This is a genomic window from Akkermansia sp. NBRC 115031 (genome assembly GCF_030268505.1).
GTDB classification, from domain to species: domain Bacteria; phylum Verrucomicrobiota; class Verrucomicrobiia; order Verrucomicrobiales; family Akkermansiaceae; genus Akkermansia; species Akkermansia massiliensis.
The window spans coordinates 295292-317273 of record NZ_BSQU01000002.1 but is presented as its reverse complement, the minus strand read 5'-3'; the positions used below and the strand labels follow the sequence as shown (position 1 = coordinate 317273).

Annotated in this window: 19 protein-coding genes; 15 read left to right on the top strand and 4 right to left on the bottom strand. The window is 53.6% G+C overall.

Features of this window, described 5'->3' with window-relative positions; all coding sequences use genetic code 11:
- The first annotated feature begins 117 nt into the window (after positions 1–117).
- On the top strand, positions 118–1137 hold the full coding sequence (locus QSJ36_RS04070) for a beta-ketoacyl-ACP synthase III (protein WP_022397682.1): 1020 nt from the start codon (positions 118–120) through the stop codon (positions 1135–1137).
- 35 nt (positions 1138–1172) lie between these two features.
- Positions 1173–2303 (top strand): FAD binding domain protein, encoded by a 1131-nt coding sequence (locus QSJ36_RS04065; protein ID WP_022397683.1) that lies wholly within the window; start codon positions 1173–1175, stop codon positions 2301–2303.
- Positions 2304–2481: 178 nt separating this feature from the next.
- Here the strand turns inward: QSJ36_RS04065 and QSJ36_RS04060 are convergent, their stop codons facing one another.
- Positions 2482–3489, bottom strand: a complete 1008-nt coding sequence (locus QSJ36_RS04060) for a glycosyltransferase family 2 protein (RefSeq protein ID WP_285467114.1) — start codon at positions 3487–3489, stop codon at positions 2482–2484.
- 494 nt (positions 3490–3983) lie between these two features.
- Between QSJ36_RS04060 and QSJ36_RS04055 the strand changes: the two genes are divergently transcribed.
- Positions 3984–4160, top strand: coding sequence for a hypothetical protein (locus QSJ36_RS04055; protein WP_156340794.1), 177 nt, complete (start codon positions 3984–3986; stop codon positions 4158–4160).
- 78 nt (positions 4161–4238) lie between these two features.
- On the opposite strand, the gene QSJ36_RS04050 is transcribed toward QSJ36_RS04055, so the two are convergent.
- Entirely contained in the window at positions 4239–5291 is a 1053-nt protein-coding gene (locus QSJ36_RS04050) for a glycosyltransferase family A protein (RefSeq protein WP_285467112.1), read from the bottom strand.
- A 422-nt stretch (positions 5292–5713) separates the two neighbouring features.
- On the opposite strand from QSJ36_RS04050, the gene QSJ36_RS04045 reads away from it, so the two are divergent.
- The 3 genes from QSJ36_RS04045 to QSJ36_RS04035 all read left to right on the top strand — a co-directional run bounded on the left by QSJ36_RS04045 (position 5714) and on the right by QSJ36_RS04035 (position 9871).
- On the top strand, positions 5714–6706 hold the full coding sequence (locus tag QSJ36_RS04045; RefSeq protein ID WP_102737015.1) for a glycosyltransferase: 993 nt from the start codon (positions 5714–5716) through the stop codon (positions 6704–6706).
- Between the two features lie 60 nt (positions 6707–6766).
- A complete protein-coding gene (locus QSJ36_RS04040; protein ID WP_285467109.1) occupies positions 6767–7714 on the top strand; it encodes a glycosyltransferase family 8 protein in 948 nt (315 codons plus the stop codon).
- Between the two features lie 852 nt (positions 7715–8566).
- Positions 8567–9871, top strand: a complete 1305-nt coding sequence (locus QSJ36_RS04035) for a BACON domain-containing protein (RefSeq protein WP_285467106.1) — start codon at positions 8567–8569, stop codon at positions 9869–9871.
- A gap of 79 nt (positions 9872–9950) precedes the next feature.
- Here QSJ36_RS04035 and QSJ36_RS04030 read toward each other — a convergent pair whose 3' ends face one another.
- The gene (locus QSJ36_RS04030) at positions 9951–11510 is read right to left on the bottom strand and encodes a flippase (protein WP_022397692.1); all 1560 of its coding nucleotides are present in this window, start codon (positions 11508–11510) and stop codon (positions 9951–9953) included.
- Positions 11511–11780: 270 nt separating this feature from the next.
- Here QSJ36_RS04030 and QSJ36_RS04025 point away from each other — a divergent pair, with 270 nt between their 5' ends.
- From QSJ36_RS04025 to QSJ36_RS03985, 9 genes are all read left to right on the top strand, one after another.
- Entirely contained in the window at positions 11781–12968 is a 1188-nt protein-coding gene (locus QSJ36_RS04025) for a glycosyltransferase family 4 protein (protein WP_285467103.1), read from the top strand.
- A gap of 284 nt (positions 12969–13252) precedes the next feature.
- Positions 13253–14482: a glycosyltransferase family 4 protein gene (locus tag QSJ36_RS04020; protein ID WP_146017899.1), complete on the top strand. Its 1230-nt coding sequence runs from the start codon at positions 13253–13255 to the stop codon at positions 14480–14482.
- 62 nt (positions 14483–14544) lie between these two features.
- Positions 14545–15147: a DapH/DapD/GlmU-related protein gene (locus QSJ36_RS04015; RefSeq protein ID WP_022397695.1), complete on the top strand. Its 603-nt coding sequence runs from the start codon at positions 14545–14547 to the stop codon at positions 15145–15147.
- Between the two features lie 7 nt (positions 15148–15154).
- Positions 15155–16069 carry a tRNA (adenosine(37)-N6)-dimethylallyltransferase MiaA gene (miaA, locus tag QSJ36_RS04010; RefSeq protein ID WP_285467101.1) on the top strand — a complete coding sequence of 305 codons (915 nt, stop codon included), beginning with the start codon at positions 15155–15157 and terminating at the stop codon, positions 16067–16069.
- 142 nt (positions 16070–16211) lie between these two features.
- Positions 16212–17201, top strand: coding sequence for a hypothetical protein (locus QSJ36_RS04005; RefSeq protein ID WP_285467099.1), 990 nt, complete (start codon positions 16212–16214; stop codon positions 17199–17201).
- A gap of 18 nt (positions 17202–17219) precedes the next feature.
- Complete coding sequence (locus QSJ36_RS04000) at positions 17220–18047, top strand: hypothetical protein (protein WP_285467096.1); 828 nt, start codon at positions 17220–17222, stop codon at positions 18045–18047.
- 219 nt (positions 18048–18266) lie between these two features.
- A complete protein-coding gene (gene mnmA / locus QSJ36_RS03995; RefSeq protein WP_285467094.1) occupies positions 18267–19340 on the top strand; it encodes a tRNA 2-thiouridine(34) synthase MnmA in 1074 nt (357 codons plus the stop codon).
- Positions 19337–20686 carry a tRNA uridine-5-carboxymethylaminomethyl(34) synthesis GTPase MnmE gene (gene mnmE / locus QSJ36_RS03990; protein ID WP_285467092.1) on the top strand — a complete coding sequence of 450 codons (1350 nt, stop codon included), beginning with the start codon at positions 19337–19339 and terminating at the stop codon, positions 20684–20686. The genes mnmA and mnmE overlap by 4 nt, the downstream gene beginning before the upstream one ends.
- A 54-nt stretch (positions 20687–20740) precedes the next feature.
- Positions 20741–21289 carry an HNH endonuclease gene (locus tag QSJ36_RS03985; protein ID WP_022397701.1) on the top strand — a complete coding sequence of 183 codons (549 nt, stop codon included), beginning with the start codon at positions 20741–20743 and terminating at the stop codon, positions 21287–21289.
- A gap of 6 nt (positions 21290–21295) precedes the next feature.
- Here the strand turns inward: QSJ36_RS03985 and QSJ36_RS03980 are convergent, their stop codons facing one another.
- Positions 21296–21958 (bottom strand): trimeric intracellular cation channel family protein, encoded by a 663-nt coding sequence (locus QSJ36_RS03980; protein ID WP_180971570.1) that lies wholly within the window; start codon positions 21956–21958, stop codon positions 21296–21298.
- Positions 21959–21982: the final 24 nt, after the last annotated feature.

The following is a 21982-nucleotide window of genomic DNA, read 5'->3' as shown; positions in this document are numbered from 1 at the left end:
TCCGTTTACGGCATGGCAGGAGTCCCGTGTTTTGTGCTGGTCATCAGGCCTCCTTTCTTTTAGACTGTCCCCACATAAAACGTCAGGACGTTTTCTGTTCATCATACGCCCAAAGCTATGGCCGCAAATTCTGATATCGCCTTTAAAAGACTGCCCGTCAAGATCATCGGTACGGGCTCCTATGTTCCGGAACGCCGTCTGACCAATGCGGACCTGGAGAAGATGGTGGACACTTCCCACGAATGGATCATCGAACGCACGGGCATCGTGGAACGCCGCATCGCCGCCCCTGACGAGTACACCTCCCACATGGGAACGAAGGCCGCCCAGCGGGCGCTGGAATCCTGCGGATTGCAGCCGGAGGATATCGACCTGATCATCGTCTCCACCATTACGCCGGATACGTTCACTCCTTCCACCTCCTGCTATATCCAGGACGCCCTGGGCGCCAAGAATGCCGCCGCCTTTGACATTTCCGCCGCCTGCTCCGGCTTCCTGTTCGCCATGAAAACGGCCGTCCAGTTCCTCGGCACGGGCCAGATGAAGACGGCCCTCATCATCGCCGCGGAAAAACTTTCCACCGTCGTCAACTGGGAGGACCGCACCACCTGCGTCCTGTTCGGGGACGGCGCCGGAGCCGCCGTGCTCCAGGCTTCCACGGGAGAGGAAGGGGAAGGCTCCATCCTCGCTACGGACATCGGCACGGACGGCGCCCTGCACGACCTGCTCCAGATTCCGGGCGGCGGCTCCCGCTGCCCCACCACGGTGGAGAACGCCCACGAACGCCTGGCTACCCTCGCCATGCGCGGCAAGGAGACCTTCCGCCAGGCAGTTCCCCGCATGAAGGATTCCGCCGCCAGCGTGATTGAACGCGCCGGCCTGACGTCGGATGACATCAAGCTGATCATTCCCCACCAGGCCAACCTCCGCATCATCAATGCCGTGGCCCAGCGTCTTTCCATCCCGGAGGACAAGGTGTTCATCAATATTGAGAAATACGGCAATACTTCCGCCGCCGCCGTGGCCATCGCCTTTGACGAAGCGCGCCGCACCGGCAGGTTCGGCAAGGGGGACAACGTCGTCCTGGTCACCTTCGGCGCAGGCCTCACATGGGGCGCCGCAGCCATCCGCTGGTAATTTCCGTTATTCCATTCCAGAAACTTACATTACACATGACAACCGAACCGTACGGCAAAAAGAATCCGTTCCCCGCACCCGTCCTTTCCGTCAAGCACCTCACCGGGGAAGGCAGCCCGAAAGAAACGATCCATATTGAATACAGCCTGGACGGCGCCGGAATGGTGTACGTTGCCGGAGACGCCCTGGCCGTCATTCCCTCCAATGATTCTTCCCTGGTGGACGCCCTGATTGAAAAGCTCGGCCTCAGCCCGGATTCCCAGGTTCCCACGCCGGAGGGGGGAGCCGCCAGCCTGCGGGACGCCCTGATCAACTGCTATGACATCACCAATGTCAACAAGGCCCTGCTGACCAAATGGGCAACCGCTTCCGGCAGTCAGGAGCTGGAAACCCTGCTGGCCGGGGACAAGGACGCGCTCAGCGATTTCCTGTGGGGACGCGACGTGCTGGATCTGGCAACGGAGTATCCGGCCTCCTTTGAATCTGCGGAGGCTTTTGCAGGCATCCTGAAAAAGATCATGCCGCGCCTTTATTCCATCGCCTCCAGCCCGAACGCCCACCCTGAAGAAGTGCATCTGTGCGTGGGCGCGGTGCGCTACACGGCCCGGGACCGCAAGCGCGGCGGCGTGTGCTCTACTTACATGGCGGACCGCCTCCAGCCGGGACATACGGCCAGGGTGTTCGTGCATACCAACAAGAATTTCCGCCTGCCGGAAGACGGGGATACCCCCATCATCATGGTTGGCCCCGGCACCGGCATCGCCCCCTTCCGGGCATTCTGGGAGGAACGCATCGCCTCCGGGGACAAGGGCGGCAATTGGCTGTTCTTCGGCAACCCATACAAAGCTACCGATTTCTGCTATGAAGACGAGCTGGCCAAATTGACGGCGGACGGCAGATTGAAATTGTCCGTAGCCTGGTCCCGCGACCAGGAGAAGAAGGTATACGTTCAGCATCTCATGGTCCAGGAAGGCGAAGAGCTCTGGAAATGGCTGGAAAACGGCGCATGCTTCTACGTCTGCGGAGACGCCTCCCGCATGGCCAAGGACGTTGACGCCGCCCTTCATGAAGTTATCCAGACCTGGGGCCACAAGACTCCGGAAGAAGCTGCGGAGTACGTAGCGGACATGAAACAGCACCGCCGCTACCAGCGGGACGTGTATTAATCCGGTATACGCTTTCTTTCCTTTTACCGCGCCTTTCCACTATCCGTGGGAAGGCGCTTTTTCTTTTTACTACGGAGAAGCCGTTACCGGTAAATCTGGTTGACGCAGGGAAGAGCGGCTTGCCTTTTCTCCTCCATCCCTTTTTCCGGGTTTTCCGGACCCCTTGCGGAAAGGGAATTTACTTGCCCCATAGAAATCCCTTATACAACCCATTTACCAGGAGAGACCAGGGGCGCATGCACCATCTTTCCGCCCTGTCCGCCCAGACGCACCAGCAGTTTACCCGGGCCTGGAGCTTGTCAAACGCCTTTTCCATCTCAGCCGGCTCCTCCCGCGAGCAGGCCTGCACATAAGCATTAAAACAGGGTCCCTCCAGCCATCCATGCAGCATGGAACCAATCTCTTTGAGGAACCGGATACGGGCTTCTTTCTCCATCTTCAGCAGTCTGGGCACATGTAATTCCCGCAAAATTAAAAAGTGCACGGCAAACTGCCATTCCCTGTCCGGCATCAGTTTCCATTCCTCCAGCCGGCGCGTCAGCAGGTCTTCCACGGAAATATCACGGCAAGCCTGCTCCTGCATGGCAGAGCCGGCACGCTGTACATAGATGGAGCCCACTCTTTTTCCCAAGCCAATCATCGCCGTTCTTCTCATCAACCGCATCCAATACAGGACATCCTCTCCGTATTTCATGCCTGCTTCCCATAAGGGAAGAGAAGATGCCAGGGAGGAATTCAGAACAACGTTGCTCGTATGGATGGATAAAAGCCCTCTTAACCCCAGTTTCCTGACTACGAAGGAGCACGGTTTTCCCTTCCTGCGGGGAATGCAATCCTCCCTGTTCCATGTATATCTGGCGGCATAAACGTACACGCCGGGATGCTTCCGGAAAAAATCATATGCCATCTTCAAATGATCAGGATACCAGTAGCCATCTCCATCAAGGAACGCCACGTATTTTCCTTTGGCCGCTTTCATTCCCGTGTTTCTGGCATGCGAAGCGCCTCCATTTTCCTGGGAAATGACGTTAATTCTGGAATCCTGAAAAAATTCCACCACTTGAAGGGTGCCATCCGTCGAGCCGTCATCAACGATGATCAATTCAAAATTCTTAAATTCCTGATCCAATACGGATTGAACGGTTTTTCTCAAATAATGCTCCAGATTATAGGCGATTAAAATCACGCTGAATTCTATCCAACCATAGCGGCTATCCCGGAGATGCCTGTTCTTTTCTTCCATTTTCCAGATTTAAAACTCGGTGGAGAAATACAGGATTTCTAATCCGGGTTCTTTGTCCGGATACATGAAGGTTTACCAACATGCACATTATGAGCTTTTTATACGGCTTCATGCTGCTGCACGACAGGAAGGACATTTCTTTCCAGGATTGCCTCCCCTCAACTGTCACCATTTATATTAAGTATTTTTTATTGAATCCGGATTAGAAATTCGCGGTTAAGCCATCAGTTCTCATTTTTAGTAACAAAACATAAAATGCTTTTTGCTTTCTTATCCTGATTTCTGTTTTTCCGGACAACCAAAGAAGGATGATTCCATGAAATACGGCACTTCCTTCATTTTTTCCCTACATCCCTCCGATCAATCCCTTCGGTTTGAAAAGAAGCTTCCTGGAGGCTTTCACCTATCGACAAAGATTATGCATCGCCCTTCCCTGCATGCAGTTCATCCCCCTGTGTCCCTATCTGCCAAATGACCGGTATCAAGATTTCCCCTTCTTCTTTTTCGCGCATGAATACGCATTCATCCCCTTTTTCCCATTCCACGCACTCAAACCTGCACACGCTATTCCACATGCAGCAGAGGAAGCAGCCATGCAGAACATGGTTCCATGAACACTTCACGGAGATTTTATCCAAGAGCTTTTTCCCTGCCCTGGCGGTCCCTTTCCATCCGGGGTCTTCAGGCACCCCCTACCGCACTCCACAAACGGCTCTTTTCACTTTCCTGAGCTTGAAAAAGAAGACCATGCAGAACAGATACAGTTTTTGCGGCAAGCAATGGACGATGCCCATCCATCCCGGCTTCCTTAGCGCCCACCTTCGGCGGAAGGAATAGTTCCACCAGTTCTGCTGTTGATCAATGCAACGTATCGCCTTTCTTCTCTCCTCCATTTCGGCAAGCAATTCTTCCCGCGAACGGAAAACCGGAGTGCGGCCCTTCAACAAGTCCTTACACAGTTCCAGGCCGGCTTCCTTGCTTTTCTTCAACTGGCGCCGCATCATCCGATCCCTTTTTTCAAAGGCCGCAGCCGTTTTCATGCTGGCAAACCGCGCTGCACTGTTGACGGCACAAATATTTTTGACGGCAAACCTGTAATAGTACAGGGAGACATCCGGCAATTCATAGATGCTGCCTTGCAGCCACACATGAAATCCCATCAGGTCATCTTCAAAATTGTCCGTCATCGGTAGGGAGCGCCCCCATTGGCAGGCGCTTTTCCTGATCATCATACTGCCTCCGTAATGGGCAGTGGAGGAGAAAGTCCCCTCTTGAAGCCTGATCACCGGGGCCTTTTCCGGAACAGCGGGAAACGCCGGGAATTCGAACATAACGCCGGCTTCCTCATACACGCGGGTCATCTGGCTAACGACAGCCACGGCATCCGGATGCTCCGTCACCACTCCGGCAAAAATCCTGCACCTCCAGGGGAAGGAACAGTCATCTCCGTCCTGACGGAGAATCCATTCATGGGTGGCCAGCTCCACGGCCTGCCGTATATGCGGCCCGCGCCCCAGAGGGGTTTCATTCCGGTTCAATACCACACGGTGCGGTCCCCGGTACTCCGCCGCCATTTCCTGCATGACTGCAAAGGTACCGTCGGAAGAACCGTCATCAGACAGGATGATTTCTACCGGCCCCTCGTAATCCTGCCCGAATACGCTCCGGATGGCATCTCCAATGCAATATTCCTCATTATGCCCAGTCAGAATAATGCTGATGGAGGGGAGTTCCGGAGGATTCATGAAGAAAAGCGGCACGGAAAAGGAAATGTGAATCCCGAGATGGACTATGATCCACAGTACTTATAGATAAGGCGTCACGTTTGTACCGGATTAAGAATCCGGCGTCAACGGAAAAATCTGGGAAAAAGTTTGTTAGAGGTAATGGGGAATATAAGGATGACGGGGATAACAGGGATTAAAAAGATTCTCCTATCATCCTGATGTTCCCTATCATGCGCATCTTTTATGGCGGCGTTGATTAATCACGGATTCTTAATCCGCTATGATTTGGTCCATCAATGCGTTGATTAACAATGAAGGCGTCACGAGGGATTTTTTCCCTCCTCCATTTACCGATTGTTATTACTCCAGAATCAGCGCGAAGTCTTTCCTCCACATCCGGATTCCCGTCCAGCTCCAAAAGCGTTCCATCTCCTTCCTAAATGCAGAAGCCATTTTTCAGCGTTATTATTCCAGCCTATAACCTGGAAAAATATATTGCTGCTACCATTCAGTCGGTACTGGCTCAAATATTTCAGGATTTTGAAATTATTATCGTTGACGATGGTTCTACAGACGGAACCGTTTCTATCATCCAATCTTTTCACGACCAAAGAATTCATCTTATTTCCCAGCGCAACGGCGGCGTTTCGCGAGCACGAAATGCAGGAATGAAGAAAGCCCAAGGCCTTTATATCGCTTTTCTGGACGGGGACGATTACTGGTACCCAGAACATTTGGCGCTGGCGGCTAATTTTTTCAATCTTCATCCTGAGATATTGGTTTATTCCAACCGTCACATCCTGGACGAGTTGGCCAACATAGCGCCACGTCCCCCATCCCATCCTGTATTCATCCGGAAATTGGGGTTAAGGGGATTGCTATTCATGCACCCAAGCAATGTTATCCTGAGTTCATCTCTTGCGTTTCAACTTCCGTCCTGGGAAGAAAATATGTCCTATGGAGAAGACGGCCTGTACTGGACGCGGTGCATGAGGCAGACAGCCCTGATCGGGCTGGGAGGAACCGTCACCTCAATTTACCGGCAAAGGGCATCATCCGCCATGCATGATGTGAATTACCGGCATGTCTCCATTCATACGCTCCTTGCGCCCTTGCTGGATGAACTTGAAGCCATGAAAAAACCCACATGGCAGTTCGCCGTTCATTTCCTGATCATCAGGGAATTGCATTCCAACAGGTTGCTGGCTCTTGACGAAGAGGAAAGGACCTCCTTGCTGGGCAGAATCAGGAAGGTGACGCATCCCTACCTGAACCGGACCTATTTTGACGCCTATGCGAAGGCATGTTTTGCAAAGGAAGGAATGGAACAATCATTTACTGCGCTCATGAATAGAACCGTTTCCTTATGCGTCTGGCTGGACCGCCTGGAAAGAATGGGAAGATCCATGTTGTTTCTCAATAGAAACCAGTAACGCGGATGGGAAACGCAGATCCATTTCTTCACCTGCCATAGTCCATGCCGGACCTTTACCATGAACATCGTATACGCTACAGACGATAAGGGAGCGCTGGGAACGGGGGTAAGCATCGTTTCCCTCATGGAGAATTTACCAGCCGACGTTCATGCCGATATTTACATCATGACAGACGGTTTGAACGAGGACAATACGGCTCGTTTAAATTCTCTGCAACGGTCTTACCGCCTGAGTTTACACTTCATTGACATGAAGGATAAATACAAGGATTTTCCCGTTGGTTCCAAGTGGTCGGCAGCGACGTATTACCGTCTTGGCCTCGCAGGGGAACTTCCCGCCACGGTGGAACGCGCCCTGTATGTAGATATTGATACCATTTTCAACCGGGATATCAGTTCCATGTATGAAACCGAGCTCGGGGATTGCCTCATCGCCGGCGTTTTCACTACGGAACATTTGACTGAGGAGTTTTTCTCACGCTGGAAACAGGAAATGAATCTGGGCAGGGATTCCATTTACATCAATGCAGGCGTTGTTCTTTATCATGTTAAGAAAATTCGTGAAGAACGGTTTGAATCCCAAGTTTTATCTTATGCGAAAAACAACATCCATCATCTCTCCTGGCAGGATCAGGATATTTTGAACGCATGTTATCAAGAACGTATTTTTTTGCTCCATCCCATGTGGAACATCTGCGACGGCGCCATTTGGTCGATCCGCTGGGAAGGAATAAAAAGCTTCGAGAATAATCCCCTAGAGCCGAAGGATTTGTTGGAAGCCGCCACCAGTCCCGGCATCATTCATTACTGGGGGCATCCCAAGCCCTGGCAGCCCAATAGCCTGCGTCAGGATAACGGGCTGTTCTACAAGTATTGGAAAAAATCTCCGTGGAAAGATAAGATCCGGGATTTCCGAAAGCAAAATGATTCTGCCCGAATGTTTGTTTCCCGAATGAGATGCCTCCTGGGGAAGGGCAAACGGCTTTTGCAGGGCAAACACCAGTAGGATTGCGCCAGCTTTTCCTGCCTTTCCCGATGACCAGGAAGCAACCGATTTACAGAGCGCTTTTTTATTAAGGAACGCCAATATCAGCCATTTTTTTCGGGATACCATCCGTATTCCTTTTTTCCTTGGTATTTCCCCGAGTCAGGAAATTGTCCACTCGGGATTTCCATGGCTGCAAATGCTTCAAATGCACGAAGCTCATGTCTTTTTCATTCCGCGGCTGATGATGATCCGAAGCCACAGCTTCAGAATTTGCCTGTCTTTCCCGCACATAAACGTTATTACTAAAGCAGAATAAGCCCATTTTTTCCTTTTGATTTTTAGCTTTACGTACAAAGGTTTTTCATGGAAGCCCTTTTCACGCCCAGATTCCGGTATAGTGATTTTCCGGCTTGTCCAAAAAGATCATTTTACGGATGCCTCCATTAGTTTTCCACGACCGGGTTCCACGGTGACTATTTCCGCCAACCAGTTCTGGCAGTATACGCATTCAAAGCAGACCAGAAAAGCGTGTGCAAGAATGCGTCAACGTTTTATACCTGATGACCGTATCGGCAAGTAGGGAGTATTTTAAAAATTAGTTTATTCATGAAAGTTGACACTATCAAAGGAAGTTCCTATGTAATGACTTGTACAAAAGCTTGTACAGTACATGCCGTTTTAAGTTCCAGCGTGGATCTCATGCTTGTTCTGGAAGCAGGAAAAGCGGGCCAATACGGTTTTGTGGCTCCGACGGATGCGGTAGAAATATCCGATGAAGACGCTTTTGTCATACAGATTTTTAAAACGCCGGTCCCGAGATTGTTTGTCCAGGACGGCGTTCAACCGGGAGAGGATGCCATTTTAAAAAATATGATGGCGGAGTCCGGAACCTTTGCCGGCACCGTCAACGCCAACGGAGGCGTACGCGTGCCGCTGCCTGCCACGGCCCAGGAGGCCCTGTCCTGGGACTCCATGCTCGAAGAGCAGGCCAGACGGGAATGGCTCCTGGTGCGCAGCGCCTCCTATGCCGCCGTTCCGCCATGGGTGGCATTGCTGGTGCGCATGCAATCCCTCAGCATTTACAAGTATTCCAGCGCCAATGCATCCGTCAAGGAAGGCATCATTGAAAATGAACTATATGACCATGTCATTAGAATGACTCCCGCCTCCGGCATTTCCTTGCTGGGGGTGGGCACTAAGCCCTGGAAATTTGCTCATTCACTGGGAACCTACAAAGATTCCAGTTTTGCGGCGGCGGCGGCATGGTGCATTACGGGGGCGGACAAGGCGTCCATCATGCTGGGAAGCACCACACATGGCTATGGATGCACCACAAACCCGTCCTCGCCATGCTATGCGCATCCCATTCACTGGTGCAATTATGACCATGCCGGGACAGGGCAGGATTACAGGTTTCCTCTGCTCAATTCCGTTAATAATTACAACGGTTATGATATGACGCCCGCCTGGCAGGCGACTTTATACGGCAAGTCTTACCTGGGCAGTTCTGCATCCTGCTTGATTCGCGGCACGGATTACGGGCGCGGCAACGGGGAAGCCCGGTATGTGTGGGCGCTGGTCCCAGACGCCACCTATCTTGCCGTAGCAATGGCGCCCCGGCATGCGGCAGACCATCCCTACGTTGAAAACAGGTGGGAGTTGTTCGTCGACGGGCAATACGTCATGCCCATGACAGCGCGGTTCTGCGGCGGCGGCCATACGGCTGTATTATCAGCAACAGTCAAAGCCCATGAAGTGGCCAGCGCGCAGGAGACAGGGTTGAGAATGGCCGGAATGCGGGTGAACACGGGCAGCCTGCCCGGCAGCACGGCGGCCAGGGATATCCTGGGGAAGGTGGTCATGGACGGAGTGGCGGTCAAGCCCGTGCCGGAGGTGACGGCTTCCGCGCTGGAGGTGGGAGCGGAAGGCGGTGAAGTAACGCTGACGGTATCCTCCACGCTGGCGGAGGCTGTGTACGCCATTAACGACACGATGTGCGGGCATGACCCCGCCGCCGTATGGTGCAGCCAATCCGCGGAGCAGATACCAGCCGGCGGCGGCCAAATCACCCTGACGCTTGCCCCCAACACGACCGGGCAACCCCGGCAAGTGTGGGTTTTTGTCGGCCACCACTATGCCCAGACCGCTGTCGTGGAAATCAACCAGTTACCCTGAATATATGAATAAAAAAGAGTTGCACTTATTTTTCCTGCCAAGGAAGTAAAAAATCCTTATAATGCCCCATAGGGAACGCTTACTTTTTCCTCTTCCAGAGCAGCCGCGTCCCCGCTATTGCCAGTCCACGATGTACCATGCCACGCATGCCTTTCGTACAGCAATACATTAAAAGAATCGTTATGACGCCATAGGAAACAACCATCAGGAAGGCGCAGGCAAACCAGTTCAGGAAAGACCCGGAGGGTTGCAAGGGGGAATATTTCCAAATCCAGTTCATCAGCACCATAGGTATCAGAATCAGCGCCAGCTGGTAACCGAATTGGAGCCAGTAATTCATCACGTTCTTTCTGAATCCCCAAGTGTACAGCATGAAGGGTTTCCAAATGCCAACAATAAGCACCAGGCTGGAAATACCCCCCAGAAGAATGCCGGGCAATCCCCATAGGTAACCTCCGATAATTGCTACGGAAATGTTGATCACGCTTTCTACAATGGGCGCCCAGACATCCCAGAACAGGCCGTAGCCGTATAAAAATTGATCCACTGCACCCCGCGTGACAGTGATGAACAGGTTGATGATGATCAGGATCATGATTTCCCGGGGGAGGATGTAGCCCGCTCCCAGCCAAAGCGTGATGAATGGCTCCAGAAGCTGGTAAAGGGTAAAGCAGATTGTCCCGGCTATCAGCATGCGCAGGGAAAATAATTCATTGAACACCTTGCGGATTTTTTCCGCATTCCCCTCCGCGATCAAATTTCCCACGCTGGCTTCCGTGCTGCCCAGCAGGTTGTTGACCAGGAGGAACAGTTTATCCATGATGGTGGAATAGTTGCCATAGTAGGCCACCATCTGCAGGGAAACAAATGCATAAACCAGAAACGGCGTGACCTGGAACTGGAAAAAATAACCCAGCCGATGTACAAAGAGCTGCCTGGTATATTTAATAACCTCAGGGTATTTCCTGAACAGTTCCTTTCCCAGAGCCACATTGCTTTTCAACCAGGGATATACCTGATTAATTTTCCAGTTAAGGATGAAGGAATAAATAATGCCGAACAGCAGTTCTATCATTATCCATAGATAATAGCTGCCCGTATACCACGCAGATAATATCTGGCATAAAATTTTGATTATGGAGGCCGTCTGGAAATAGAAGGCCACCACGTAATTCCTCTGGTCCGCCCCTAGGAGAGTCTGCCTGTAGTTGGCGAAGTACCCAATCAGGGAAGAGGCGAGAAAGGAATAATAAGCAAAATAGATGATTCCATAGGAAAACCCCGTTGAAGGGAAGATCAGCGGCAGAAAACAGGAAAGCAGCAATCCGGCGGCAATAATGATACGCCCTATCCACCGGTACATGTAACCCAGAACAGAAATAATTTCATTAATTCTGGCCTCATCATGTTCAAAAATAGGTTTATAAAGAACATATCCGATAGCCGTGCTTATGCCAAGCTCCGCCAAATTGAGAAAATTCAGCAGATTCATTAAAGTTCCCGTCAAACCGACGAAATCAGCGCCCAGGCAATTCAGGAAAACTTTTCTTGAAAAAAATGAAATGATGAGAATCAGAACATAAAAAATGAGGTTCACCCGGGCATTCAACAGGCTTTTTTTTACGCGAGACTCCTTCATACCATTTATTCCATGGACTTATCCTCTCTTCACGAGAAAACAAAAAATACAGAAATCATTCATACCCGGTTTCATTTATCCGGCTAGTAAAATACAAACAGGATATTCTGCCAGTCATACGGCCATGAAAAGCGGCATTAATCTAGCACAACAATCCACTGCATCAACATCTTTTTATCCATAAGCCACAACCTGCTCCATACCAGTTATCCAACATTGTTCCATAAAGCATTCTTGTTTTATTTCCCTCTTCCATCTATATTACCGCCCGTGAGCAAAGGAAGGATTCTGATTGCCGCCTATGCCTTCCCTCCCGGGGAAGGAGGCGTGAGTATGGCGGCCTATGAAATGGCGCACAGCCTGGGCTCCAGAGGCTGGGACATTCACGTCCTCACCCGCCAGCAGGATTTGCCGGAGGATCCTTCCCGCACAAGATGCTGCCCCATCACGGCCCTGCCGGATTCCCTGACGGACGACACCAACCGCTTGAAGGAGTACCTGGACGCTTTTTTAAAAGATATCCAGCCGGATTTTATCGTTTACCATTCCTGGTCGGGCTGGTGCCGGAAGGAATTGCTGGCATGCGCACGGGAAAAGCGCCTTCCCTTTTTTCTGCGTTCCCACGGCATGCCCACCAACCTCCGTTCCTATTTCCGCGTGGACTACCCTCCTTTTTTCGGCATGAAAAAATGGCTCTGCTCCTTTTTCCAAATACGCAGGGGCATTTTGAACGTACACCGGGAATCCTCGTTAAACCGCCTTGTTTTCCTTGACCCCTATGGAACGCCCTTCAAAGGGTTCGATTATTACTACTGCTCCAAACTGAATCTTTCCCGTTACGTCTGCATTCCCAACACGTTTCCGGCGCTGAAACAAGCCGTTCCTTTCTTCCGGGAAAAATACGGATTGTCCCACGCTCCCGTTTTCACGTGCCCCGCCAGCGCCTGCAACACGAAGCGGCAGCTTCTGTTTATTCGCCATGTAAAGCAAACCAAGCTGAACAACATCGTTTTCCTTTTCCTTGTTCCGCAACGCAATTCCTACGCTGAGCAAATGGAGCAGGCTATTGGGGACGATCCCAGATTCAGGATTCTTTACAATCTTCCCCGTCCGGAGGTGGAAGCCGCCATTATGGAGAGCGCCGCCGTTTTCCTTTACTCCTATCAGGAGCAGCAGCCGCTTTGCATTCTGGAGGCTATGTCGTGCGGCATCCCATGGTTTGCTCCCGATGTGGGAGCCGTTTCCACCCTGAAGGGAGGCATCATCCTGAAAAAAACATCCTCCGCCACATTGGAAAAAACCGTGGGGGCTCTGACGGACGAAAAATTCCGGGAGCGCCGAGGGCAGGAGGGGCTGCGGCAATGGCAGGAACAGTATGATCCATCAGTCGTATATCAACAATGGGAAGACCTGCTCAGCTCCATTCCCTCCTCCCGTACCCCAAAGCAGAAGGATTGAATTGATTCCATGGGATGAATTCGGCCCCGGCTATGTCCCTCACGAACGTTATCCCATGGTAAAACGCCTTTTCGCCATTTCCATCATTGCATTTTCCAGAGCAACCCAGTTTCTCAATTATGAGAATTTCCGCGTTAAAATTTTTCAATAGGAGATTGCGGAAACCAAGTCTCCCGTTTTAAAGAAAGACCATTATTGTATCAGTTTAAAAAAGGGATTCCAGATAGAAAACAGACACAATCTTTTTTTCATCTTGCTCGCAGCCAAGGCGCTCATCATCATACTTGCGCATTTTCTGGACTTTTCAATTCGTCCGCGTTATTAATAATCCTTGCTGTTTTTATATGGAAAATCGGTCATCTCTTCCTGTTATCGCCATTTTGGCAAACATGCCTTTGGGACGCTTGCTTCCTGAAGAGTTTCAAGATCAAGACCACACCTTGATTCCATGGATTTATGCTCTTTTCTGCGATCTGGCTCATCAAAAACGCTATGAAATTCATTGGATTACTCTCAAAAAATATGTAAAGGCCCATACCGTCCGGCAACTGAAAGGCCAGACCATTCACATTCTGCCTGATCCAAGTTTGGCTCTGGGACTTTTAAGCGGGCATTTTCTTGCCTCTAAAAGAATACGCCTTCTTCTCCATTCCCTGAAACCAGCCCTGGTCCATGCATGGGGCATTGAATTTCCATATGCCAAGGCATGCATGAACCAGCCGTATTCCCGATTATTATCATACCAGGGGGCCCTGCATGCCTATTGCCGGGAAAGTAAAATGCCCTTTCTGGCGCACCTTCAAGCATTCTGGGAAAAACGAACAACTCCGGCATACCAGCATATTACATGTGAATCACCATGGGCTGCGGAATGTGTCCGGAAACTCAACCCGGCAGCTTCCATCCATCTTATCGACTACGGCATTGAGTCCGAGTTCCAGGAAAAGAAACGCGCTCCCAGTACACGGCCATCCTGCCTGTTCGCAGGATCACTGAATGAACGTAAAGGTCTTCCCTTTCTGATTGAAGCCTTTAAAGATCCCTCCCTGGCGCATATAGACCTTTATATTGCAGGAAACGGGAAACTACGCACCAAGCTAAATTCCGGATGCCCTCCCAATATCCATTGGCTTGGGGAACTATCCAGGATGCAACTCAGGCAGCAGATGGAAACGGCCTGGTGCTTGTTACTTCCAACTCTGGCCGATACAGGACCCACCATTGTCAAGGAAGCCCGCTGTATGGAATTACCGGTTATCACTACGGTCAATGCCGGAAGCAAACAATACGTCGAAGACGGCAAATCCGGATACATCCTCCCAGTCAAAGACAGCGAAGCCATTCGCCAAGCCGTCCTTGCCGTGACGGAATCCCTGGATAAATCCATTGCCATGGGAAAATACGGAATAGAGGAAATAAAAAGGAAGCTCAGTATTCAAACTACTTCCCAAGACTTTATGGACGTCTATGGCTCGCTGCTGGAGATGAAAGAGAAAAAAGACACGGCTTCCTGACAGACAGGTTTTTCTTTTACCTCCGGAGCTTCCAAAGAAAACCTGTTTTCGCCTTTCTTCCCATGATAAAAAAGCTCATTATTCAGTTCCTTTCAAAGATAGGCTGCCTGCTGCTCAAGCTCCGGGGAGTGCGTACCGGAACGGGCGTCATCCTGTCCGGACTGCCCCGGATTAAAAAATTTCCGGGAGCTTGCATCACCATCGGCAACGGCGTCACCATCCACTCCATGACGCGGATGAATCCGGTCCTTTCCCACCATGCCTGCCTGGCGGCCCTTTCCAATGAAGCCCGCATCACCGTGGAGGACGGCTGCGGCATCAGCGGAGCCACCCTGGTTTGCGTCAACGGCATCCACATCGGGCGCCATACGCTGATAGGCGCAGACACGCTGATTCTGGACAACGACATGCACTATCCCCGGAGCGGCGCCAGCTGGGGCAGCACATGGGGAAATCCCGGGCACGGCAAGCCCATTCACATCGGAGAAGGCTGTTTCATCGGAGCCAGGGCCATTATCCTGAAAGGCGTCACCATCGGTTCCGGAGCCGTGGTAGCCGCCGGAGCCGTCGTCACCAGGGATGTGCCTTCCGGCTGTCTCGCGATCGGCAATCCCGCAGAAAACAAGCCGCTGCCCGAACGCCTCAGGCATCCGGAAAAATCCTGACTGCGCCATGCTCGGCATTTCTACTACAGGCCTTCCCGCCACGCTGTTCCTTGCCGGCCCCACCGGGTCGGGAAAATCCGCCGTGGCCGTGGAACTGGCGGAAATGCTGGGTGCAGAAATCGTCGGTTCGGACGCCTACCAGGTGTACCGTGAGCTTCCCATTCTAACGGCGGCTCCCTCCCCGGAAGACCGGGCACGCGTTCCCCACCACATGGTATCCATCATTCCGGCCCGGATGCCCTGGGACGCCACGGAACACTACCACCGCGCCATGCGGTGCGTGAAGGATATCCATGCCCGCGGAAAAACGGCCATCGTCACGGGCGGCTCCGGACTGTACTTCAAATTCCTCTCCCACGGCATGTCGGAAGCGCCGCCGGGGGATGCCGCCCTCCGCGCCGCTTTTGCGGACTGTTCCACGGAAGAATTGTACGCCAGGCTGGCTTCCCTGGACCCGGAAGGCGCAGCCCTGACCAATTCTTCCAACCGGCGGTATGTGGAACGCAACCTGGAAATCGTCCTTGCCGGAGGAAAACCCCTTTCCTTCTGGAAGCAGAACTGGCTGAAGCCGCCCCTGGGGCCCGGCTGGGTCATCACCAGGGAAGTTCCGGAACTGGACGGGAGAATCGCCCTCCGCGCCGCACGCATGATGCAGGAGGGGGCCGTGGAAGAAGCAGCCGCCCTGGGCCCCTGCTCCGCCACGGCGGAACGCACCCTTGGCCTGGCGTTGATACGCAGCCTGCTGCGCGGGGAAATCACCCGTGAAACCTGCCAGGCGAAACTGGCGCTCGCCACCCGGCAATACGCCAAACGCCAGCGTACCTGGTTGAAACGGGAGCAATGGCTCCGGGAACTTCCGGCTGCCCCCTCCGCCTCCCCCCGGGAGCTGGCGAAATGCATCATACGGGAGCTGGAGCATTAGCCCCCTCCTAGGACGGTAAACATCCGGAAAACCGCCCGTTTCTTCCCCCGGCAAACTGTATCTAACATATTTTTGGATGCATTGACATTAAAAGGGGCGGAAGACTATCATGAGCATAACTCTCCTCAGCTCGCACCCTGGCATGAATTTCCCCTCTTTCCGCCTTTCTTCTACCGGCATTTTTCTGCACGCCCTGGCAGCGCTTGCGCATGCGGAAGATATTCCCGCCACGGATGACCGCTCCCTGTACATCGAATCGGAAACGAAAGCCGTCTCTCCCCAATGCCTCATCGACCAGGGAGACCAGGACGAGGACAGGAAACGTACCAAAGTCGGTATTGGAGAAGTGGTCACCTTGGCCCTGAACGGCAAGAGAGTTAGGGACGTAGACCCGGATTCCCTTGAATGGTCCCTGGAGCCGGAGAAGGCGGCCAGCATTGAGAAATCAAATGACGATATTAATCAAGCTACGCTGACCATCAGCAGAAACCTTACCGAGGATACTAACCTGAAGGTTCGAGTTAAAACCAGCCTTGATGAAGAACTGCCGAAAAGAGAACCCTCCGTTTTCAGCATTCTCGTTCCCTCTGACATTAAAGCGGAACATTCCGGGAAACGGGTGGAAAAACATCCCCGGGACAAGGAGAAAGACAGACCGGGAGCTTCCTCCAAGCTTGTCGTGACTTTTCTTCCCTTGGCGGTCAGTTTCAGCAATGTTCCCATCATGGAACGGGCAGAAGACCCGGAAGGATTCAAACCGGTGCATACCCCGGGAAAACAGTTGATGTGGCCCAATGCCCTGAATGCCCACCATCATGACAACATCGGCTGGAGATGGGACAAGGAGAAGGATATTCGCTTGCAGCACTTGCAGGACATGAAACTTCCCGATTCCTTTTCATGGACCTGCGGGTGGTACGTACACGCCGACGGCAAGGACTGCTGCAAGGTTGGCAATGACACGTATTCCCAGGATTTCAGTTTTGAGTACGAAGATGAAAGGGAAACCAATAAAGACTCTCCCACCAGGGGCTTGAAAAATATCAAGGTAAGCATCACCAAATTCGGATGCACCGTCACGCGCAGCACAGCAGGCAATGCCCTGCATGCCGACTCTACCGCCAATCCATAACCTCCTGTTTTTAGCATCATGAATAAATCTTATTCCTTCCTTCTGTTATTCGTCCTTTACTCACTGTCTTTTCCCTGTTCAGCCTCTCCGGAGCAGGGCGGGCTCCCCCTTCCTTCCGCCATCAGGAATCTGAACAAGCAAAACCCGGAACTCCTGCGGCTTAAGAAACTGCTGGACAGTGGCCAGATCATTCCGTTCTACCAGGGGGCGGATAAAATATTGAAAGAATCCAACCGCTACCGGAAAAAGGACGTCACCCCTCAGGAACTGACGGAGGGGCTTTTCCTGTGCTATCTGATTGCCAAGGCCCCGTTCATTGACCTCAACGATTACGAAAATGTCGAATGGCTTGCTACCTACACTAGCGTAGATCACCACGCAAAAGAGTTTTTCACGAACAGCATCCCTTTCCTTGCGCTAACGGACAAGAATAGCAGCCTCCCAGGCAGGGAAGAGGCCCTTCGATTTTATTTATCCGCAAAAGCTCTGATCATCAAACAATTCCACAGCCAGGTAGATTATGCTTTTGAAGCTACGGAAATTTTCGCCCACATGCTCATCGACCATGCCTCCGGAATGCCAGAAGGAAACGATACCAAGCTGTTCAACAAGACAAGCGCGCTGAGTTCGAGAAGCAACAACGCTCAATTCGCCATCAAAAGCAAAGAACGCGGATTTATCAGGGAACTGATGACCTGCTTCCCGACCAAGGCCCAGGAGGTTAAAAAATACCTGCGTCTGGCCGGATACAGGGACAAGGACATTCCGGCCCTGCTGGACAGAACCGTCGGCCGGGTGCCGAAAGCGGCCTACCTTTACAAAGGATTGCCCAAACAGAAAAATTAAAGAGGCATCTAAATCCGGACAACAAAAGCGTCACTAGTGCAAACCCTTTCCTGCATAAAAAGACTGTAAGGCATCTTCTTGTTTTCCCAGGTTACGTCCGAATAATCGTCTTCCCCGCTTTTTGTCTTGGCTTGCAGGGGCATCTTTGATTTACAGGGGCAGGCGGGAAAGACTTCCCAAACGCAGGTTCCCTATCACACCCATATCTTTTTCAACATCGTGGCACGTATTCTTGTAGGCTTATCCGGCGGGGTGGACAGCTCCGTGGCAGCAGCCCTGCTCGTGGAGCAAGGGCATGACGTGGTGGGAGCCTACATGAAAAACTGGGTGAATGACGAGGGCATTCCCGGCGAATGCCCGTGGGAACAGGATATTCAGGACGCGCTGGCCGTCGCCAAAAAAATCGGCATTGAATTCCGGGTCATCGACCTGGTGGACGAATACCGCGCCCGCATCGTGAATTACCTGATTGAAGGCTACCGCGCCGGATACACGCCCAATCCGGACGTGCTGTGCAACCGGGAAATGAAGTTCGGCGTCTTTCTGGATTACGCCCTGGAGCAGGGGTTTGACTCCGTAGCCACCGGCCACTACGCCCGCAGGCTGGATACGCCGCAGGGCTCCTTCATCTTGCGCGGGCGGGACCCTAACAAGGACCAGTCCTACTTCCTGTCCCTGATGCGTCCGGACCAGACAGCCCGCGCCGTGTTCCCCCTGGGGGACCTGCTGAAGCCGGAGGTCCGCGTGCTGGCGGACAAATACGGCCTTCCCACGGCGCGCAAGAAGGACAGCCAGGGCATCTGCTTCATCGGCCAGGTGAAGATGAGCGACTTCCTGCGCCACTACCTGCCGGATAAACCCGGCAAAATCGTGGATACGGAGGGGAAGGTGCTCGGCTCCCACAACGGCCTGCACCTGTTCACCATGGGCCAGAGGAAAGGCCACGGCATCGCCTCCCCGCGGGAAGGCATCGCCTATGTGGTGGTGGGGAAGGACGTCAAACGCAACCGCCTGATCCTGGGGTATGAAGACGCATCCACGCAGGGACTGTACGCGGCCCGTGCGGTGGTTGGCGGCATTTCCAATACGCTGGCGCCCCTGCCCTCCCGCGTGATGGCGCAGCCCCGCTACCGCGCCAAGGCGGAATGGGCCTCCTGCGAATATCTGGAAGAAGGAAAGGTGCGCCTGAGCTTTGACACGCCCCTCCGGGCGCTGGCCGTGGGGCAGGTCTGCGCCTTTTACGACGGAGGCAAGTTGCTCGGGGGCGGTTTTTTTGAATCCATAGAACCATGATTGACCCGGAACGCACCATCGCCGCGCAGGCCACCGCCGCAGGACAGGGAGCCATTGCCGTCATCCGCATGAGCGGCCCCGGCTGCATGGCCGTCCTGAAACAATGCACCCCCGCGGCCTTCACGGAACGCCTCCAGCCGCGCCGCGCGACGCTGGCCCGCATTCTGGACGCGGAGGGAACCGCCATTGACCAGGCGCTCATCACCTGGTTCCCGGCCCCGGCCAGTTATACGGGGGAAGATACCGTGGAAGTCTCCTGCCATGGCGGCATGCTGGTGACGGACCGCCTGCTGAAACGCCTTTACCAGTGCGGAGCCTCCCCGGCGGAACCGGGAGAGTTTACGAAGAGGGCCTTCCTGAACGGTCGCATGGACCTGACCCAGGCGGAAGCCGTGATGGATGTGATTTCCGCCGGGAGCGACCTAGCCCTGAAAGCCGCGCAAACCCAGCTGGACGGAGGCATCGGCTCCCAGGTGGACGAACTGAAGGACAGCCTGGTTCACGTCCTGGCCCATATTGAGGCCTACATTGATTTTCCGGATGAAGATATTTCCCCGGACACCGCTTCCGGTTTGCTGGCGCGGCTCCGGAGCATGGAGGAAAAGCTTTCCGGGCTGCTGCGGACCGCCGAGGGCGGCCGTCTTCTGCGTGAAGGCATCCGCACGGCGATCGCCGGACCGCCCAACGTCGGAAAATCCAGCCTGCTGAATACCCTGCTGGGGTATGACCGGGCCATTGTCAGCAATATCGCCGGAACCACGCGGGACACGGTGGAGGAATCCATCCAGCTCGCCGGGCTGGCTCTGCGGCTGATTGACACGGCAGGCGTCCGGGAATCTTCCGATGTGATTGAACAGGCCGGCATCACTCGTACCAACAGGGCGCTGGAATCCGCGGATCTCGTTCTGGAAGTGGCGGACGCCTCCGCGCCCCGGACAGAGGCTTTCCCCACGGCCGCCCGTACCGCGCCCCGGCTGCTGATTCTGAACAAGTGCGACCTGGGAATCCACCCGGACTGGGAGGCCGTTCCCGGCATCCGTTTTTCCTGCGCCACCGGAGCAGGCAGAAAGGAATTGGAAGAAGCCATCGTCCGGGCCTTCGCTTCCTCCCTGCCCGGTGAAACGGGCAGCTCCCTGGTAGCCATCAACGCCCGGCACCAGCATGAACTGGGCCTGTGCCTGGAGCATGTCCGGCTGGCTTCTGAATCCATCTCCCGGCAGGAGAGCCCGGAATTCACGGCTCTGGAACTGAGGGAAGCCCTGACGCATCTGGGGGAAATCACCGGAGCCGTGGATACGGAGGACGTGCTGGGCGCCATTTTTTCCTCCTTCTGCCTGGGCAAGTAAAGCTCCGGAAAATCCGGACAGCATCATTCAACAAGTAGCTTTTATATCCTCATCATGCCTCCTCCCGCCGTCAAATCCGTCCGCCAAATCATTTATTACCAATATGCCAAAATCATTGCCTCTTCTTCCGGCTTCGGAAAGGCCAATTACGGCATGATTATGAGCAAGTGGAAGGAGCTTTGCGCAGGGACCATACATTGGTCTTCCTCCGTTCGCGAATGGGTCAGGGAAATGGAACATCCCGGAGAATGCATTTATTGCGGCGAAAAAAAGAATTTGACCACGGAGCATATCCTGCCCCGCGACTGCGGGGGAGAAGATATCATGGATAACGTTGTCAGGGTATGCAAGTCCTGCAATTCCTCCAAGGGCGGGAAACGCCTGTACGAATGGAAGGGGCTGAAGGAAAAGGACAGCCACCACCGCATCGCGGAGGGGAAATACCTGAAGTACCTTTATTCCCTTCACGAAAAACGGGGAACCCTGGACGTAGCAAATGTGCGGGAACTGTGCCCGCACTGCAACATGCGCTCCTGCTGCGAGCGGGACGGTACGGTGGAGAAGCTTTCCGTCTATTGCATGGAAGGGTGCTTCCACAAGTAGCGCGGATTACCGTCCGCCGGGTTTCCCGGAAAGAATCTCCTTTTCCTCTTCCTCCATGGCTTCCGGTTCCGCCTCCGGGGAGAACAGGGGAATGTAGGAAGGCAGGTTCCAGTTCCAGCGGATGGCCGCCAGGCGCACGGAGAGCGTGACCACGAAGCCCGTCACGAAGCAGGTGGAGGAGTCGATCCCGAAGTAGTAAAGCACCGCGTACGCCACGCCTCCCAGGAGGGCCGCGGTGGCGTACAGTTCCCCGGGGCGGAACACGTAGGGAACGTTTCCGGTGAGCACGTCGCGCAGCAGGCCGCCCGCCACGCCGGTGCAGATGCCCATCATCACGGAAACGGTGGGCGTATAGCCGTGGAGGTAGGATTTTTCCGTGCCGATCATGCCGAAGAGGGCCAGAACGATGGCGTCCGCCACGCGGATGGTGCCCATGGGCGGCGGGTATTTCTGGGCCACGTAAAAGGTTCCCAGGCTGGTGACGACGGCGGCCAGGACAAAGATTTCCCCGGAGGGCAGCGTCCAGTACACCGGAATGTCCAGCAGAAGGTCGCGCACGGTCCCTCCGCCCAGGGCCGCCAGGGTGCCGCAGACAATCACGCCGAACAGGTCCATTTTCACGCGCGAAGAAGCAATGGATCCCGCCAGGGCTCCAATGATCGTGCTCATGATTTCACAGATGGAGAGGAACAT

Excerpts from the sequence above, each read along its gene's own strand:
- QSJ36_RS04070 (WP_022397682.1), top strand. The coding sequence starts at position 118 with ATGGCCGCAAATTCTGATATCGCCTTTAAAAGACTGCCCGTCAAGATC.
- QSJ36_RS04065 (WP_022397683.1), top strand. The coding sequence starts at position 1,173 with ATGACAACCGAACCGTACGGCAAAAAGAATCCGTTCCCCGCACCCGTC.
- QSJ36_RS04055 (WP_156340794.1), top strand. The coding sequence starts at position 3,984 with ATGCAGTTCATCCCCCTGTGTCCCTATCTGCCAAATGACCGGTATCAA.
- QSJ36_RS04050 (WP_285467112.1), bottom strand. The coding sequence starts at position 5,291 with ATGAATCCTCCGGAACTCCCCTCCATCAGCATTATTCTGACTGGGCAT.
- QSJ36_RS04045 (WP_102737015.1), top strand. The coding sequence starts at position 5,714 with ATGCAGAAGCCATTTTTCAGCGTTATTATTCCAGCCTATAACCTGGAA.
- QSJ36_RS04040 (WP_285467109.1), top strand. The coding sequence starts at position 6,767 with ATGAACATCGTATACGCTACAGACGATAAGGGAGCGCTGGGAACGGGG.
- QSJ36_RS04035 (WP_285467106.1), top strand. The coding sequence starts at position 8,567 with ATGATGGCGGAGTCCGGAACCTTTGCCGGCACCGTCAACGCCAACGGA.
- QSJ36_RS04030 (WP_022397692.1), bottom strand. The coding sequence starts at position 11,510 with ATGAAGGAGTCTCGCGTAAAAAAAAGCCTGTTGAATGCCCGGGTGAAC.
- QSJ36_RS04015 (WP_022397695.1), top strand. The coding sequence starts at position 14,545 with ATGATAAAAAAGCTCATTATTCAGTTCCTTTCAAAGATAGGCTGCCTG.
- miaA (WP_285467101.1), top strand. The coding sequence starts at position 15,155 with ATGCTCGGCATTTCTACTACAGGCCTTCCCGCCACGCTGTTCCTTGCC.
- QSJ36_RS04005 (WP_285467099.1), top strand. The coding sequence starts at position 16,212 with ATGAATTTCCCCTCTTTCCGCCTTTCTTCTACCGGCATTTTTCTGCAC.
- QSJ36_RS04000 (WP_285467096.1), top strand. The coding sequence starts at position 17,220 with ATGAATAAATCTTATTCCTTCCTTCTGTTATTCGTCCTTTACTCACTG.
- mnmE (WP_285467092.1), top strand. The coding sequence starts at position 19,337 with ATGATTGACCCGGAACGCACCATCGCCGCGCAGGCCACCGCCGCAGGA.
- QSJ36_RS03985 (WP_022397701.1), top strand. The coding sequence starts at position 20,741 with ATGCCTCCTCCCGCCGTCAAATCCGTCCGCCAAATCATTTATTACCAA.
- QSJ36_RS03980 (WP_180971570.1), bottom strand. The coding sequence starts at position 21,958 with ATGAGCACGATCATTGGAGCCCTGGCGGGATCCATTGCTTCTTCGCGC.